The 14,795-nt window shown below is 43.4% G+C and carries 12 protein-coding genes; 7 read left to right on the forward strand and 5 right to left on the reverse strand.

All coding sequences use genetic code 11. The annotated features are described in order from the left end of the window. Nucleotides 1-240 precede the first annotated feature (240 nt). From JO154_RS06575 to JO154_RS06590, 4 genes are all read left to right on the forward strand, one after another. Nucleotides 241-3,714, forward strand: coding sequence for a SusC/RagA family TonB-linked outer membrane protein (locus tag JO154_RS06575; RefSeq protein WP_291942993.1), 3,474 nt, complete (start codon nucleotides 241-243; stop codon nucleotides 3,712-3,714). An 11-nt stretch (nucleotides 3,715-3,725) separates the two neighbouring features. Beyond that, nucleotides 3,726-5,180 (forward strand): RagB/SusD family nutrient uptake outer membrane protein, encoded by a 1,455-nt coding sequence (locus JO154_RS06580; RefSeq protein ID WP_291942994.1) that lies wholly within the window; start codon nucleotides 3,726-3,728, stop codon nucleotides 5,178-5,180. 30 nt (nucleotides 5,181-5,210) lie between these two features. After that, nucleotides 5,211-6,398, forward strand: a complete 1,188-nt coding sequence (locus tag JO154_RS06585; protein WP_291942995.1) for a thioredoxin family protein — start codon at nucleotides 5,211-5,213, stop codon at nucleotides 6,396-6,398. Nucleotides 6,399-6,578: 180 nt separating this feature from the next. Then, entirely contained in the window at nucleotides 6,579-7,055 is a 477-nt protein-coding gene (locus JO154_RS06590) for a GNAT family N-acetyltransferase (protein ID WP_291942997.1), read from the forward strand. A gap of 120 nt (nucleotides 7,056-7,175) precedes the next feature. Here JO154_RS06590 and JO154_RS06595 read toward each other — a convergent pair whose 3' ends face one another. Continuing rightward, nucleotides 7,176-8,474 carry a Gfo/Idh/MocA family oxidoreductase gene (locus JO154_RS06595; RefSeq protein ID WP_291942998.1) on the reverse strand — a complete coding sequence of 433 codons (1,299 nt, stop codon included), beginning with the start codon at nucleotides 8,472-8,474 and terminating at the stop codon, nucleotides 7,176-7,178. A 156-nt stretch (nucleotides 8,475-8,630) separates the two neighbouring features. On the opposite strand from JO154_RS06595, the gene JO154_RS06600 reads away from it, so the two are divergent. Together JO154_RS06600 and JO154_RS06605 are read left to right on the forward strand one after the other, a co-directional pair. Then, nucleotides 8,631-9,284: a hypothetical protein gene (locus tag JO154_RS06600; RefSeq protein WP_291943000.1), complete on the forward strand. Its 654-nt coding sequence runs from the start codon at nucleotides 8,631-8,633 to the stop codon at nucleotides 9,282-9,284. A gap of 67 nt (nucleotides 9,285-9,351) precedes the next feature. Then, nucleotides 9,352-9,789 (forward strand): hypothetical protein, encoded by a 438-nt coding sequence (locus JO154_RS06605; RefSeq protein WP_291943002.1) that lies wholly within the window; start codon nucleotides 9,352-9,354, stop codon nucleotides 9,787-9,789. Nucleotides 9,790-9,881: 92 nt separating this feature from the next. Here JO154_RS06605 and JO154_RS06610 read toward each other — a convergent pair whose 3' ends face one another. The 4 genes from JO154_RS06610 to JO154_RS06625 form a co-directional block, all read right to left on the reverse strand. Then, a complete protein-coding gene (locus tag JO154_RS06610) occupies nucleotides 9,882-10,259 on the reverse strand; it encodes a hypothetical protein (RefSeq protein ID WP_291943003.1) in 378 nt (125 codons plus the stop codon). A gap of 95 nt (nucleotides 10,260-10,354) precedes the next feature. Continuing rightward, nucleotides 10,355-10,816, reverse strand: coding sequence for a hypothetical protein (locus tag JO154_RS06615; RefSeq protein WP_291943004.1), 462 nt, complete (start codon nucleotides 10,814-10,816; stop codon nucleotides 10,355-10,357). 342 nt (nucleotides 10,817-11,158) lie between these two features. Continuing rightward, nucleotides 11,159-12,655: a sigma 54-interacting transcriptional regulator gene (locus JO154_RS06620; RefSeq protein ID WP_291943005.1), complete on the reverse strand. Its 1,497-nt coding sequence runs from the start codon at nucleotides 12,653-12,655 to the stop codon at nucleotides 11,159-11,161. Nucleotides 12,656-12,684: 29 nt separating this feature from the next. After that, entirely contained in the window at nucleotides 12,685-13,779 is a 1,095-nt protein-coding gene (locus tag JO154_RS06625) for a VWA domain-containing protein (protein ID WP_291943006.1), read from the reverse strand. Nucleotides 13,780-13,898: 119 nt separating this feature from the next. Between JO154_RS06625 and JO154_RS06630 the strand changes: the two genes are divergently transcribed. After that, nucleotides 13,899-14,744, forward strand: a complete 846-nt coding sequence (locus JO154_RS06630; protein WP_291943007.1) for a sugar phosphate isomerase/epimerase — start codon at nucleotides 13,899-13,901, stop codon at nucleotides 14,742-14,744. Nucleotides 14,745-14,795 lie beyond the last annotated feature (51 nt).

The following is a 14,795-nucleotide window of genomic DNA, read 5'->3' on the forward strand; positions in this document are numbered from 1 at the left end:
ACTAAAAATTCGCAATGGTCTCCATTGTATCGGCATTGTATTGCCATTATGACAACGGGATGTAAAAGAGAGCCGTAAAAAACAAAACCGTTTCAGGGTGAGAGCTGAAACGGTGGCGGTCGGGTCAATTTTTCAGATATAGCTTTTATTAACCAAAACCGTAACAAATCTATGAAATTAAGGCAAAGGAGGAAGCTCCCTCCCGGAGTTAATTTGCTGTCGCGTAAAAATGTACTGATCATGAGATTCTTAGCCGGCTTTTTGCTTGCAGGGTGCTTACAAGTGCATGCCAGTGGGCTTGCACAGACGGTAACACTTTCCTGTAAGGGGATGCCTATGAAGAAAGTGTTTGAAAAAGTGGAAGCACAAACGGGCCTGGTGATGTTTTACAACCAGGATATTCTGTCTGGCACAACGCCTGTGACGTTACAGGTAAAAGAAATGCCCATCACGCAGTTTCTGACCACCATTTTTCAGAAAGAAGCCATTTCTTATGAAATCATTGGTAAAACTGTTTCCCTTTCTCGCAAAGCATTGCTGAAAAAAGACCAGCCATTATTTGCTACCATGGCGGATTCGGTAATACTCGTATCCGGACAGGTAATAGATGAAACCGGACAGCCGGTTCCTGCGGTTACCATTCGTCAGAAAAGCACTGGTAAAACGGCTTTCAGCGATCAGGATGGTCGGTTCAAAATAGAAGACGCTTCCCCTAAATCAACCTATATTTTTAGTTCTATTGGTTATGAACCTGTGGAGACGGCATTTACTGTTGCTGCCCATAACCTGCGCATCGTCATGAAGAAGCAGGTAAACCAATTGGGTGCAGTAGCCGTAGTGAGCACCGGTTATCAGACTATTCTGAAGGAGCGCGCCGCTGGTTCATTTGCAACGGTATCTGCTGATGATATGGGCGGTAAACTCCAAACCAATATCATGGATCGCCTGGAAGGTATGGCCGCAGGCTTGACCAGTTATAGAGGCAATATTCAAATCAGAGGTGTTTCCACTATCAAAGCAACACAAACGCCGCTGATCGTGGTGGATGGTGTGCCTTTTGAAGGAAGTATGGATGCCATCAATCCTGCTGACGTGGAGACGGTAACAGTATTGAAAGATGCGACAGCGGCGTCTATCTATGGCGCCCGTGCAGCGAATGGCGTAATCGTATTTACTACCAAAACCGGTAAGGCAGGTCCTGCACGTATCGCGTATAACGGTACAATGAAAGTAACGCCACTGCCAGACAGAAATTACGCCAATCGTATGTCCAGCGCAGAGTTGGTAGATTTTCAAAAAGAGATGTTTGGCTATAACTCCGGCGATCCTAATACACTGGACCCACGTAAATCTATGAACGATGTGTTTGCATTGCTCTATAAAAACAAGGCTGGTAAAATAACAGCGGCAGAACTGGAACAGCAGTTGAATGTATATCGTAATCGTGATAGATATGATCAGATGTCGGAGTTAGTACGTAAACACAGTCTGCTCCAACAGCATAACCTGGGCATCTCCGGAGGGTCTGATGTCTACCGTTATAATCTTTCTGGTAATTACATGGGTACTACTCCTTTCGAAAAGAATGGTGGAAGCCCCGTACGTTATGGTTATAATCTGAAGAATACCTTCAACCTTACTCGTTGGATGAAGCTGGATGCAGGTTTGCTGGGAAGTTATACCAAGGAAGACAATGATAACGGCTTTGTAGGTATGAATTACCTGAATACCGGTAAGGCTTCTTATTACATGTTGCGGGATGCCGATGGAAAACCTTCCCAATGGCTACAGAATAAATCGCAGTATGAAATCGATCGACTGAAAGGACTCGGATTAATGGATGAAACCTATCGTCCGTTGGATGAGATCAGCAGAATGCATCGCTTGGCTACTACCAAATATAACAACTTGAACTTGGGTGTAAATTTCAAACTGATGCCAGGTTTGACATTTGATGTACGTTACCAGACAGAAAATACAGTAGGATATATCAAGCAATTCAATAATAAAAATGCATGGTCTGTTAAGACCATGATTGATGATGCTACTGTTATTGATAAAGTTACAGGGAAGATTACCAATTATATCCCTAAAGGCGGTCAGATGCGCGAAACACGTTCTGACGACCAGTCTTATACTTTACGTGCGCAGTTGAACTACAATCAGAATTTCTCCAGTAAACATCAGTTGAATGCTATTGCAGGTGCGGAGCGTCGTAAGATTGTGAGAACCAGTACCGATGTTTACAAATACGGTTATGATGATTATAACCTGAACTATAAGCCAGTGGATGAATTGCTGTTGAGCAATTATATGTATGGTACCGAAGCGCTGTTCAAGCAGTTCATGCTTTCCAGGGCAGAAAAGGGTTTTGTATATAAAGACGATCGTTTTGTATCCTTCTATGGTAACGGTTCTTATACTTATGATAACAGGCTGACCGCCACTGCGAGTATCCGTATGGATCAGTCTAACCTCTTCGGTACAGATCCAAAATACCAATATAAGCCTTTATGGTCCGCTGGTTTACTGTATGTGATTGCGGAAGATAAATACAAGTGGCTGGATCGGTTGTCTGTAAGAGCCACTTATGGTATCAACGGTAACATCTGGAAAGAAGGTGGTCCATACCTGATTGCAGCAGATGAATCTAATACCAACTATTGGACGAACGAGTTCCAATCATATGTTTCTAGTCCCCCGAACGCTGGTCTGCGTTGGGAAAAAACGCAGGTAACCAACTTGGGCATTGACTTTATGGTTTTAAATAAACGCCTGTCTGGTAGTATAGACCTGTACAACAAGAAAACCAACGACCTGCTAGGAGCGCGTAATACAGATCCTACCATTGGTTGGAGTTCCGTAGTGATGAACTATGGTAGCATGATTAACAGAGGTATTGAGTTGACGTTGAAGAGTCGGAATCTTGAAAGCAAGGTGATGTACTGGAATACCAGTTTGAATTTCAGCTATAACAGGAATAAGATCACTGCCCTGGAGAATTCCGGAAATACCCCTTACAGTTATTATTCAGGTGCGCAGAACAGGGTAGGTAAGCCAATGGGATCGCTGTACAGCATCCGTTATGCAGGATTGGATGAAACAGGCCGTCCGCAAGCGTATACAGCGGATGGTAAAATAGTGAAATCCACCCAACAGTTGTCTGTACAAGACTTGGTATACTCCGGTACTTCTGTACCGCCGTTTGCTACTTCTTTGCTGAATAATATCGGCTACAAAGGGTTTGACCTGTTCTTTATGTTTACTTATTACGGTGGTCATGTATTGAGAGATGTACATTCTCCTTACCTGACGCTGTTCCCTGAGCTGAACTATACGAATAACCTGGATCGTTTGGCGTTGAAGCATTGGAAGAAAGCAGGAGATGAAAAAGATCCCGATATGGCTCCAGGCTATGCGGCCGCCACCAGCGGTGTGATTACAGATCTCTGGGATGCTGCTGATAAGCATATCCGCAAAGGGGATTACATCAAACTGAGGGATGTCACCATGAGTTATACTTTACCCAACAAGTTGATTAGTAAGGCTGCTTTCAAGAATGTGAAAGTGAGTCTGCAACTGCAGAACATCTGGCGTTGGACAGCCAACAGTCAGAATATTGATCCCGAAGTATGGAATGGTACAACGTTGTCGCCTACACGCGGAAGCTTACCGCCTTCCACTTATACCATTGGCCTTTCTGCAAACCTTTAAAATGAATGATGATGAAAAAAATAGTAGCATTCCTTTTTACTGCTGCCTCGATAATATCTTTTTCTTCCTGTAAGAAGTACCTGGATGTAAAGCCGAAGGGGTATACGATTCCACAGTTTTACGACGACTATGCAAAGTTGATGAATAATGGCTCGTTGGTACGTGTCTCCTCTGCTTATCCTAACTACCTGACAGATGACGTACAGGCCGGAGAGGATGGAGATGTAAATACTTCCGCGAGTTATAAAAACCTGTCGGATTTTAAGAAGAACCTTTATACCTTCCAGAAGGGGGCGGTTTTTATTCCTGGTTCATCCGATCCTTACTGGGAGCCTGCTTACAGCCATATCTATACTTACAATGTTGTCATCAACAACATCATGAATGTGCCGGATGCTGCAGAAGCAGATAAAAAACAATTGCGAGCAGAAGCATTGTTTGGCAGAGCGTTCGAATATTTATCGTTAGTAAATGGTTATGCCAAGCATTATGACGCGACTACAGCCGGTAAGGATATCGGGGTGCCGTTGGTATTAACGGAAGATATCACTGCGGCTTATAAATGGGGTTCTGTGCAAGAAGTGTATGATCGTATCAAAGCCGATTTGGAAATAGCCGTAAAAGATTTGCCGGAGAAGAGTGTCAATATTTTCCATCCTTCCCGTAGTGTAGGTTATTCTTTCCTCAGCAAAATGTACCTGTACATGGGTAAATACGATGAGGCATTGGCTAACGCGAAATCCGCATTGGCATTGAATAGTAGCCTGATCGACTATTCCGCGTATACTACCCAGAAAGGTGTCACTTTTGGGCGTGTATGTTTGATAACGAATAAGGATACACGCTTTCCGGATGCTAATCTCAGCAGTGAAAGTGTGTGGGTACGCTTTGGCGCATCCTCTTCAGGTACTGTGAATGCAGAAGTATATGTAAGTGATGACCTCATGTCTGTATTCAAGAAGAACCTGCCAGCAGGAGCTACCGATCAGCGTAGGAGTCTTTTCTTCTGCGAAGGCGAGAGCACTTTCGGCGTTAAAACAGTTTATTTCCCTGGCAGAACCCTGTATGCGCCTTATGTTGATTTCAACTTGGGATTGAGTAGTGGAGAGATGCTGCTCATCGCGGCGGAATGTGAAGCACGCGTTGGGAATAAGGATCAGGCGATAAAATACGTGAATACCTTGCGTGATAAGCGTATCATCAATAATCAGCCGTTGGTAGCTGCGGATGGAGAAGAAGCGTTGCGCGTGGTGTTGGAAGAGCGTCGGAGGGAGTTATGTTTTGTAGGATGTAACCGATTGGTAGATCTGAAGCGACTGAATATGGATACACGTTTTGCGAAGAGCATCACGCATGTTCAGGGTGGAAAATCCTATACTTTGGCGCCGAATGATAACCGTTTTATTCTGCCGGTACCGCCAAAAGTCCTGGAGTTCGACAACAAGATACCGCAGTACGAAAGATAATTGCTTCTCCCTAAAAATAATGAATGTAACATGAGAAAAATACGTCTCACTATATCCATACTGGCTTGCCAGATACTCGCCCTTACTGCATTTGCGCAGGAAGGGATCCAGTTTCGCAGCGCGAGTTTTGCAGAACTGAAACAGCTCGCAGCCACTGAAAAGAAACTGATATTTATTGACTGCTACACCTCTTGGTGTGCGCCTTGTAAATGGATGGACCATAATGTATTTGTACTACCGAAAGTGGCGGAACAGTATAACAGTACCTTTATTAATGCAAGGTTTGACATGGAGAAAGGAGAAGGAGTGGAGTTAAGAAAACAATACAATGTAACCTCTTTTCCTACTTATCTTTTTTTGGATGCCAATGGCAAACTGATGTACCGCTCAGGTTCTCGCATGACAGCGGAAGAGTTTATGGCAGTAGGAGAAAATGCCAATGATCCTGGAAAGAGTTTAGCGTCTATGCAGCAGCAATATGATGGCGGCAAGCGGGATATGCAGTTCCTGTTGGATTTCTACACCTTATTAACGCATAATGACAGAGATAGAGCCAATAAGATGGGAGAAGAAATCAAGGCGCAATTCCCGGAAAAGGATATGGCCTCTTTAACTGGCTGGAAAGCGATACGCACCTTAAGCAGGGGGGAATCAGACCGACTGGGTGCTTATTTCATGGCGCATCAGGCGGCATTCAAGCCATTTGCTCGTCAGGGAGAATTGGACACCATGGCGAATCGCTTAGTGGCCTCTACGTTGTTTGGTTATATGAACGAGCAGAAAGATGACTTATTCTGGAAACGACTGGATTTCTTCCGTAAATCCCCTATGCCGGCGCGTAAGAAAGAAGCGGTGAGTATGGAAACGGAATTCTATTTAGCCCGTCATCAGTATGACAAATTTATTAAAGTGGCTACAGCGGCCATGAAAGGTATATTAAAAGATGATGCCGAGCAATTGAGTTTTATGGCGCGTAGAACGAATTATAAAGCAGAGGGGGAGACACGGGTCTTAGAAGTGGCTTATGCTATGGCTAAGCGCGGCGTGGAGTTACAGCCGACGGATTATGGTACATTAAGTACGCTGGCGCAGTTGTGCTTGTCGTTGAAAAAGAAAGAAGAAGGGCTTGCCGTGGCAAAAAAAGCCTATTCTGTAGCGGAGACGTCTAAAATAGAGAAGATAGTACAGCACTTGATAGATCAGTTAGAAGCATTGTAAAAATCAATATAGCCAACCATTTGCAAGGGGTGTCTCATTTATGGAGGCCCCCCTTTTTATGTACAGTAATAAATACATATGATTTTTTTATGAACTTTTATTTTTTTCCATGAAAATTGATAAAAAATCGTTAAGTTGTACGTCCCAAAATTTTTTGGTGGTAATAAAATAAGTGTGGTTATGATAGAGATACTGAAAGTAACCGCCGATGATAAAGCGAACTTGGATCAGATTAGGTCTTTGTTTCGTGAGTATGCCAACTGGTTGAATGTAGATCTAAGTTTTCAGCAATTCGAAGACGAAATGCTTCATCTTCCCGGAGCCTATGCAGCCCCTACTGGAGCGCTCTTTTTGGCAAAATCGGATGGAAAGATAGCGGGATGTGTAGCGATTAGGCAGTTTGACAATACGACTGCGGAGATGAAGCGATTATTTGTAAGAGATGCCTTTAAGGGGCACGGTGTGGGTAAAGCCTTGGCGGCTCATGCCATTGAGGAAAGCAAAAAACTGGGTTATAAGCGAATTTTGCTGGATACCCTGGCACATATGCGACCAGCGATTGAGTTATACACTTCGCTTGGATTCCAGCCAATTGCGGCATATTATGATAATCCAATAAGTAGCGCGGTGTATCTGTCGCTCAATATAGAAGCCTGAAAAATTTTCAGGCAATGAGTTTCATCGGCATCATTGCCTGAAATATAAAGGAGTTGTTTTAGTCTGCAGGATAGCCCAAATTCTGTATCGTACCTGATCGTGCCTGACAAACCAAGTTGTTTACCCTATTTTCGGAATTTTATATCCATTATGGTAAGCTGCTGCCAGGAATTTGTTGGCTTCGCTGTCGGTGAAGGCTTTCTTTTGATGATCCCAGTAGATTTTCTTGCCTGTACGGAATGCGATATTTCCCATTTGCGCGGTGGTAGCGATATGTGCGCCTGCTGCGATAGGGCAGTGGAGGTCGTCCATTTTTCTAGACTTTATCACTTCCACGAAATTCTTTGCGTGTAGATCCAGGCCGTTGTCAACAGAGGGTTTGCGGGCCACTGCCTCCATTTTACCTTTTTCAGGAATTACTTCCCATCCGCCTCGATCGAGGACCAGCGTACCGTTGTTGCCAATGAAGGCGATACCGTGGGTGCGGTTGTAAGGGCCTCCATCTATGCCGGTAGCGGATTCCCATTGGATATTATAGTTATCGAATTCGTACACTGTGGTGAGGGTATCTGGCGTTTCTGCTGCATCATTTGGGTAGGCGAATTTGCCACCGGCCGCCATGATAGATTTGGGGGCTTGTGCTTTCATGCCTATCAGTGCGTAGTCGAGCAAGTGAACGCCCCAATCCGTCATTAGGCCACCGGCATAATCCCAGTACCAGCGGAAATTAAAATGGAATCTGTTGGGATTGAAAGGGCGGGTGGCAGCGGGGCCTAGCCAGGATTTATAATCTACGCCAGGAGGGGGCGTGCCATCGGGTTGTACGGGGATGGATTTCATCCAGCCCATATAGGCCCAGGCTTTTACTAGTCGTACTTGACCGAGTTGTCCGGAGTGAACGAAATCGATCGCATCTTTGAAGTGTTGTTGGCTGCGTTGCCATTGGCCTACTTGTACCACGCGGTTATATTTGGCTTGGGCGGCCATCATGGTATTGCATTCTATGATGGAGTTACCGGCAGGCTTTTCTACGTATACATCTTTGCCGGCGGAGCAGGCATCTGTCATTTGGAGGCAGTGCCAGTGGTCTGGCGTACCGATGACTACCGCATCAATGGATTTGTCGTCCAATAGTTGGCGATAATCAGAGTAGGCTTTTACTTTGATATCGCGTTTGGCCAGTTCCGCCACGCGTTTATCCAAAACGTTTTTGTCTACATCGCATAGTGCCACCACTTCCACTGCTGGATTTTTCAGCAGAGCGTTGAGGTCGGACCACCCCATGCCATTGATACCGATAGCGCCTATACGAATACGGTCGCTGGGCGCTATGGCGCGGAGGGGGAGGGTATGTAGTAGACTGGCGCCTGCCAGCAGGGTGGAGGCGGATTTAATAAATGATCTCCTGGAATTTTTCATTGTAATAAAACTTTTAGCGGAATTCGTGGATGTTATTGGAAAACAAAATAGGGATTTTCGGGAGAAAAAGTGATTAGGGGTGATGGGTGGTATTAATCTTATCTAGATGGGTGAAAATTTTCATGGTAGCGGAAAACTTTTCATATTGCTGGTAATATGAGGCTATTTATCGCGGCTATCATTGCCATAATATTCGTTATACCTGGATATGGTCAATCCCTGAAGAAAGTGCGGCTGAATGAGGAAGATAGAAAGTCGGGTGTTTATTTAAAGTTTATCTACAGTGAGGATTATGGATTTATAAGTTTAGTGTTTAAAAAGGATAGTACTTATGCATATTATCAAAGAGGGTGTGCAACCTATTCGAGAAGTGAGGGTAGGTGGAGGAAAGTGAATGGGGTGTTTGTATTGGAGAGCACGTTCAAGGAAGATAATGTTCCAGTTGAATTGCTGGATAGCGTTAATGGAAAGTATGTTGATAGTTGTGATATTGCTATTATGTATGATGCGAAGCAGAAAGTATTGACGGAAGCGTATGTACTGATAAATAATGATTCTACCGTTTGCCTGCCCGATTTAGGGGGGTGTAATAGACCATATGGTACCATTAACAGGGTGAAAGTGAAATTTTATAATGGGATTTCGTCCATGTGGGTGCCTATTAAGCCCGGTACAAGGAAAGTACATTTGCGGGTATTAGCGGAAATGCCTTTATGGGATTATATGGTGATGGATAGATGGACGTTTAAGATTAAAAGGAGGCTCTTTAAGCCAACAGTAATTAAGCGCAATATAAATGGAGATAAATAAATTTTTCTACCTGTTTAATTAATTGGGTATTTTAAACCTAATCACTCCTCCACTAATAAAGCAAATTATGAGAGTATTCATTATCATAGTAGGTGTTCTATTATGTATCGGTATTACGGTGTTTGTTTTCCTCCCCGCAAAGAATGCGGATAAATTTACAGACATCATTGATATAGCGTCCTCCATGAGTAAATCGCATTTATATATCAAGAAGAAAGTATGGGGTATGACTGCTGAGGACCAACTCATATTGATATCGAATTCTCCAGAACGGTTATATTCCTATAATAAGCAAACAGAGGTTATTTATCATGGGATTGAACCATTTTTATATAAGTTCCAAGGTGATTCGTTAATGGTCTATACATATAGGAAAGCAGCTATTCCTACAGACTTTCACTCCGATATCAGGATTGTTCAGCATGAAATGAGCAGTTTGGAGCGGGATTCCTTGTTTGCGCATGATCGTTATAAGGAATTGGGGTTTGAAGTGGTGAGTAGATGATGGGTGTAAAAAGACACACCAAAGAGGATCACCTATAATGATGAGGAGCTGATGTGGAATTATACCATCCAATTTTGCTCCCCAAAATCTCATTAGCTTAATAATTGTTGCTTGATTACCGGTAATATATTTTCATTGTATAGTTTATCCTTATGAGCGCTCGTGAGAAATGGGCTTATCTGATATGATCTTCCATAAGGATTGTTCTTACTGGCAATTGCCATATACGGTTTCCCATTCAGGGTATTCTGCACTATCTGCACTTCATTTTTATCTATGAGCGTATGCTTGAAATATCCGCCAAAACTCATGGAAACTGCAGCCTTACCCGCTGGAATATATAGCTGTATGTCTGCGCTGAAGAATTTATACAGCAAGGCAGGGAAAACCAAACAACCACCCGTAGCCAACGGTAACTGCCAGAAATCCTGATATCTAATTGCCAGGTAAATACCTAGGCAAAGAAACATAACGCCTACAATTATAATGCGAATAGTGTTTTTGACATAACACCGGTTTGGGGTTACGATCAGATCAGTACCCTGCCAATGCATCATTTTATCGTTCATCGCTTTCCCAATATTTTTTCAGTTTCCAATAAAAGGATTTCTGTGTTTTTAGGGTTCATCAAGCTTTGTCCTAATAAGAGAGGTTCCTCCTTTCCCTTTCTGCTCACAAGTGCAAATGCAGAAGAAATCAATATCAATCCATAAATCCTATTGTTGATGGAGAAACTTTGAATATCTGAAAGCGCAATAGTTTGGCTGGAGGCCAATAGACTTGATTTTTGGGTGAGTGTCTTGTTGTCCAGGTTTATCAATACATAATTAAACATTCGGTTGACAAAGCCCAGCCCAAAACATGCAGCTATACCTGCAGTTATATAACTACTTATACCACTGTATTTTGTAGGAAACCATATTGCAACAGTAAAGAGTATCAATGCAATGACTATATATTGCGTTTTTTGGTCTTTTATCCTATAGCGATTTCCGCTTATTGGCTGATAACATTGATAGTTTGTCATTGAAGTTGTATGTTTTTTAGATTTGTATTAACTGTTATTGCTGGTCTGGTTATACATTATTTACTCATACAGAAAGCTGATAGCGCCTTCCATTTTATATCAAACTTGATAGCGTTTCAAAATTCATAGGTTTAACTTCCAATGCAAAACATTTGACGCCTACAAAACGCCTACTATCAAAAAAAAGGCGCCTACAAAACGACTACGTGTTTTTATAAATTATTAAAATGTATAGAATAATAAGTATTGTTTAAACATAATATGATAATGTGTTGGAAAATAAAAAGGTGCGCCCGAGAGCGCACCTTTTTATTTATCAGAGAAGGTTATTAATTTAAGTTACTACTCCACATCATCATCCCCACTCATACTGAAATTCATCATCGTTCCCAGTAAATCCGAGAACCTCGTCTCATTTTCCAGTACTTTCTTACTGATCAGCGAATACGCGCTAAGTCCATGCAACACAAATTCCATGAGCAGCAGGGATTCTTTGCCATTAGCTCTTGGGAAATGGTCTGCTACCAGGTCTTTCAGGCCATCTACTTTGGACAGCGCCACTTCATATTGTTTATCTGTCAGGTCTTGTAGGAGTTGCAGTTGATTCCCTTTATCGAACCATTGGATAACGGCGCGGTAAGGGTTTTCTGCGGGAATGGTTTGTTTACGCTTCTTGTAATTTTCCGGATTAGGGAAGTAATTCGCGAAAATAGTGCGAATGGATTTATCCAATAGGTTATGTGCTACCTGTAAAGGACCTTCCTGTTCTCCTTCATACACGAGTTCAATCTTACCGGTGATGGCAGGGATAATTCCTTGTAAATCCCCGATGCGTACTTGTGTTTCTTTTTCTTTATTAATGATGGCCCTCCGCTCGCCGGCACTCACTGCATTTTCAAAGGCGGCAATGGTCAGACGGGCAGATACCCCGCTTTTTTTGTCGACGTACTCACTGGTACGGGCTTCGAAAGCTACCTGTTCGATCAAGCGTTTCACCATGTCCGACATCCGTACTTTCTGCTGTTGATCCTCATGGATAGCGGCTTCTTGTTCGGTGATGAGCAGGGAATTTTCGATATTTTTTGGATAGTGCGTGATAATCTGGCTTTCTATCCTATCTTTTAATGGTGTAACGATGGATCCTCTGTTCGTATAGTCTTCCGGGTTAGCGGTGAAGATGAACAGGATATCCAACGGCATTCTAATTTTGAAGCCACGAATCTGGATATCGCCTTCCTGGAGGATATTGAACAGGGATACCTGTATACGTGCTTGCAAGTCTGGGAGTTCGTTGATAACGAAGATACCGCGATTGGAACGAGGGATAATCCCGAAATGAATCACTCTTTCATCTGCGAAGCTGAGTTTCAGGTTGGCGGCTTTGATGGGATCAATATCGCCGATGAGATCAGCTACGGATACATCCGGTGTGGCTAGTTTTTCGCCGTAACGTTGACTGCGATGCAGCCAGGAGATAGGCGTTTTATCTCCTTTTTCTGCGATCAGGTCGCGGGCATATCGGGAGAGGGGCATAAAAGGATCGTCGTTGACTTCAGAGCCTTCTATTACTGGGATATATTCATCCAGCAAGTCTACCATCTGGCGGGCCATACGGGTTTTTGCCTGGCCGCGGAGACCGAGAAAAAGGATATTATGCCGTGATAAGAGGGCGCGCTCTGTGTCCGGAATAACCGTGTCTTCATAACCTATTATACCTGGAAAAGTGGCCTCTTTCTGTTTCAGTCGGGTAATCAGGTTTTGTCTGATCTCTTCTTTTACTGACTTAGGCTGGTAGCCGCTTTTCTTCAGTTCGCCCAGTGTTTTTATGTTAGTGTCCATGCTAAATTTTTACTGATTACTAGGATAAGTTAAAATAATTTCCGTTTACCGTTTTCGAAGTCGTAAAAAAGAAACTGGCCGAGTTTATCGGTACCGGAGAAAAAGGCTTTACCATTATTGGTTTCCGTAAATTCCTGTACAAATTGTTGCAGCCATGGGTCTGTGGCTACCATAAAAGTGGTGATGGGTATTTTCAGTTTCTTACATTGCGCCGCCAGGTTGAGGGTACGATTGAGAATTTTCCGGTCTAGACCGAAGCTATTCTTATAGTACTGTTTTCCTTGTTTCAGGCAGGTAGGTTTCCCGTCGGTGATCATGAAGATCTGTTTATTAGGATTCCGTCGTCTGCGCAGCAAGTCCATAGCCAGCTCCAGACCGGCAACGGTATTGGTATGGTAAGGGCCTACCTGCAAGTAGGGCAGGTCCTTGATTTCTATTTGCCAGGCATCATTGCCAAATACAATGATATCCAGCGTATCCTTCGGATAACGGGTGGTAATGAGCTCACTGAGGGCCATCGCCACTTTTTTCGCGGGTGTGATACGATCTTCTCCGTAGAGAATCATAGAATGGGAGATATCTATCATCAACGCGGTGGAGGTCTGCGTTTTGAAATCTGTTTCCTTGATTACCAGGTCTTCCTGGTCCATGGAAAAACTTTCAATGCCGTGATTGACCTGCGCGTTATGGATAGATGCCGTGTAATCCAGTTGATCCACATTATCCCCAAATTGGAAAGGGCGGGTTTCTGCATTCAGCTCGTCGCCCATACCGGATTTGCGGATATTATGATTGCCGGTAGAAGATTTTTTCAACTTGCCGAAAATCTCTTCTAGGGCGCTTTTGCGGATGATCTGTTCTGTTTTGGAGGTGATGATGATCTCCCCGGTATCTTCCTTCTCCCGTAAATAACCTTTTTCTTGCAAATCTTGCAAAAAATCTCCGATGCCATAATCATCATTGGTAAGGCCATACTCATTATCCAGCTGGGTGAGCCATTGAAGTGCTTCATTTACATCGCCGCTGGTATAGGTAAGTAGTTGTGTGAAGAGATCCAGTAATTTCTGGAAAGGTGGCTTGGTACTGTCGCCAGGATTGAACCTGGAAAATGTAATTCCTCTCATAGCACTAGTTCTACCTAAAATTAACGAAAAATAACTGGAATACTCAAATGAATAAACCGGAGAGATATTTGCATTTTCGCCTGAAAGCTATTACTTTCAATTATCAAAAAAATATCTATATGAAAAAACTGAGAAATGCATTAATGCTGGCCGGCGGCCTGGCGGTTGCATTATTTGCACAAAGTGCCGGTGCCCAGGCCAGAGCAGATGCATTGGGCTGGAAACTTGGCGCACAGGCTTACACCTTTAACCGCTTTACCTTTGCAGAGGCGCTGGACAAAATGGACAGTTGCGGTATCCAGTATGTGGAAGCATTCCCTGGTCAGAAACTGGGTGGCGGCCTGGAAGGTACATTTGACTATCATATGGGACCCGATAAACAGGAACAGTTGAAACAACTGATTAGAAAGAAACACAAAGTGCTGATGGCATTTGGTGTGGTAGTACCACCATCTGCTGCTGAATGGAGAATGCTGTTTGATTTCGCGAACAGAATGGGTATCCAAAGCATCACCACTGAACCACAACCGCAATTCCTTGATTTGATCTCTTCTCTCTGCGATCAATATAATATCAAAGTGGCTATCCACGATCATCCTAAACCAAGCCATTATTGGCATCCAGACAGCGTGCTGGCTGCTATCAAAGGCAGAAGTAAACTTATGGGTGCTTGCGCGGATATCGGTCACTGGGTACGTTCTGGCCTTGATCCGGTAGAATGCCTGAAAAAGCTGAATGGTCGCGTGGTAAGTCTGCACTTTAAAGACCTGAACGAGAAATCTCCCGAAGCCCACGACGTTGTTTGGGGTAATGGTGTTTCTCAGATCCCTGCGGTATTGGAAGAGCTGAAAGCACAGAAATTCAAAGGTTTATTCTCTGTGGAATATGAATACCACTGGGAAAACAGCGTTCCTGAAGTGAAAGAAAGCGCTGCTTACTGGAGAACAATGGTGAGCAATCTCTAATACACGATATTACAACTCGTTTTTTACAAGATTAAAACCCCGGAAATGACG

It is taken from the genome of Chitinophaga sp. (assembly GCF_019236475.1).
Classification (GTDB): domain Bacteria; phylum Bacteroidota; class Bacteroidia; order Chitinophagales; family Chitinophagaceae; genus Chitinophaga.

What these genes read in the sequence shown, in the direction of transcription:
- JO154_RS06575 (WP_291942993.1), top strand. Translation starts at nt 241, where the DNA reads ATGAGATTCTTAGCCGGCTTTTTGCTTGCAGGGTGCTTACAAGTGCAT.
- JO154_RS06615 (WP_291943004.1), bottom strand. Translation starts at nt 10,816, where the DNA reads ATGACAAACTATCAATGTTATCAGCCAATAAGCGGAAATCGCTATAGG.
- JO154_RS06605 (WP_291943002.1), top strand. Translation starts at nt 9,352, where the DNA reads ATGAGAGTATTCATTATCATAGTAGGTGTTCTATTATGTATCGGTATT.
- JO154_RS06600 (WP_291943000.1), top strand. Translation starts at nt 8,631, where the DNA reads ATGAGGCTATTTATCGCGGCTATCATTGCCATAATATTCGTTATACCT.
- JO154_RS06630 (WP_291943007.1), top strand. Translation starts at nt 13,899, where the DNA reads ATGAAAAAACTGAGAAATGCATTAATGCTGGCCGGCGGCCTGGCGGTT.
- JO154_RS06580 (WP_291942994.1), top strand. Translation starts at nt 3,726, where the DNA reads ATGAAAAAAATAGTAGCATTCCTTTTTACTGCTGCCTCGATAATATCT.
- JO154_RS06620 (WP_291943005.1), bottom strand. Translation starts at nt 12,655, where the DNA reads ATGGACACTAACATAAAAACACTGGGCGAACTGAAGAAAAGCGGCTAC.
- JO154_RS06610 (WP_291943003.1), bottom strand. Translation starts at nt 10,259, where the DNA reads ATGTTTCTTTGCCTAGGTATTTACCTGGCAATTAGATATCAGGATTTC.
- JO154_RS06595 (WP_291942998.1), bottom strand. Translation starts at nt 8,474, where the DNA reads ATGAAAAATTCCAGGAGATCATTTATTAAATCCGCCTCCACCCTGCTG.
- JO154_RS06585 (WP_291942995.1), top strand. Translation starts at nt 5,211, where the DNA reads ATGAGAAAAATACGTCTCACTATATCCATACTGGCTTGCCAGATACTC.
- JO154_RS06590 (WP_291942997.1), top strand. Translation starts at nt 6,579, where the DNA reads ATGATAGAGATACTGAAAGTAACCGCCGATGATAAAGCGAACTTGGAT.
- JO154_RS06625 (WP_291943006.1), bottom strand. Translation starts at nt 13,779, where the DNA reads ATGAGAGGAATTACATTTTCCAGGTTCAATCCTGGCGACAGTACCAAG.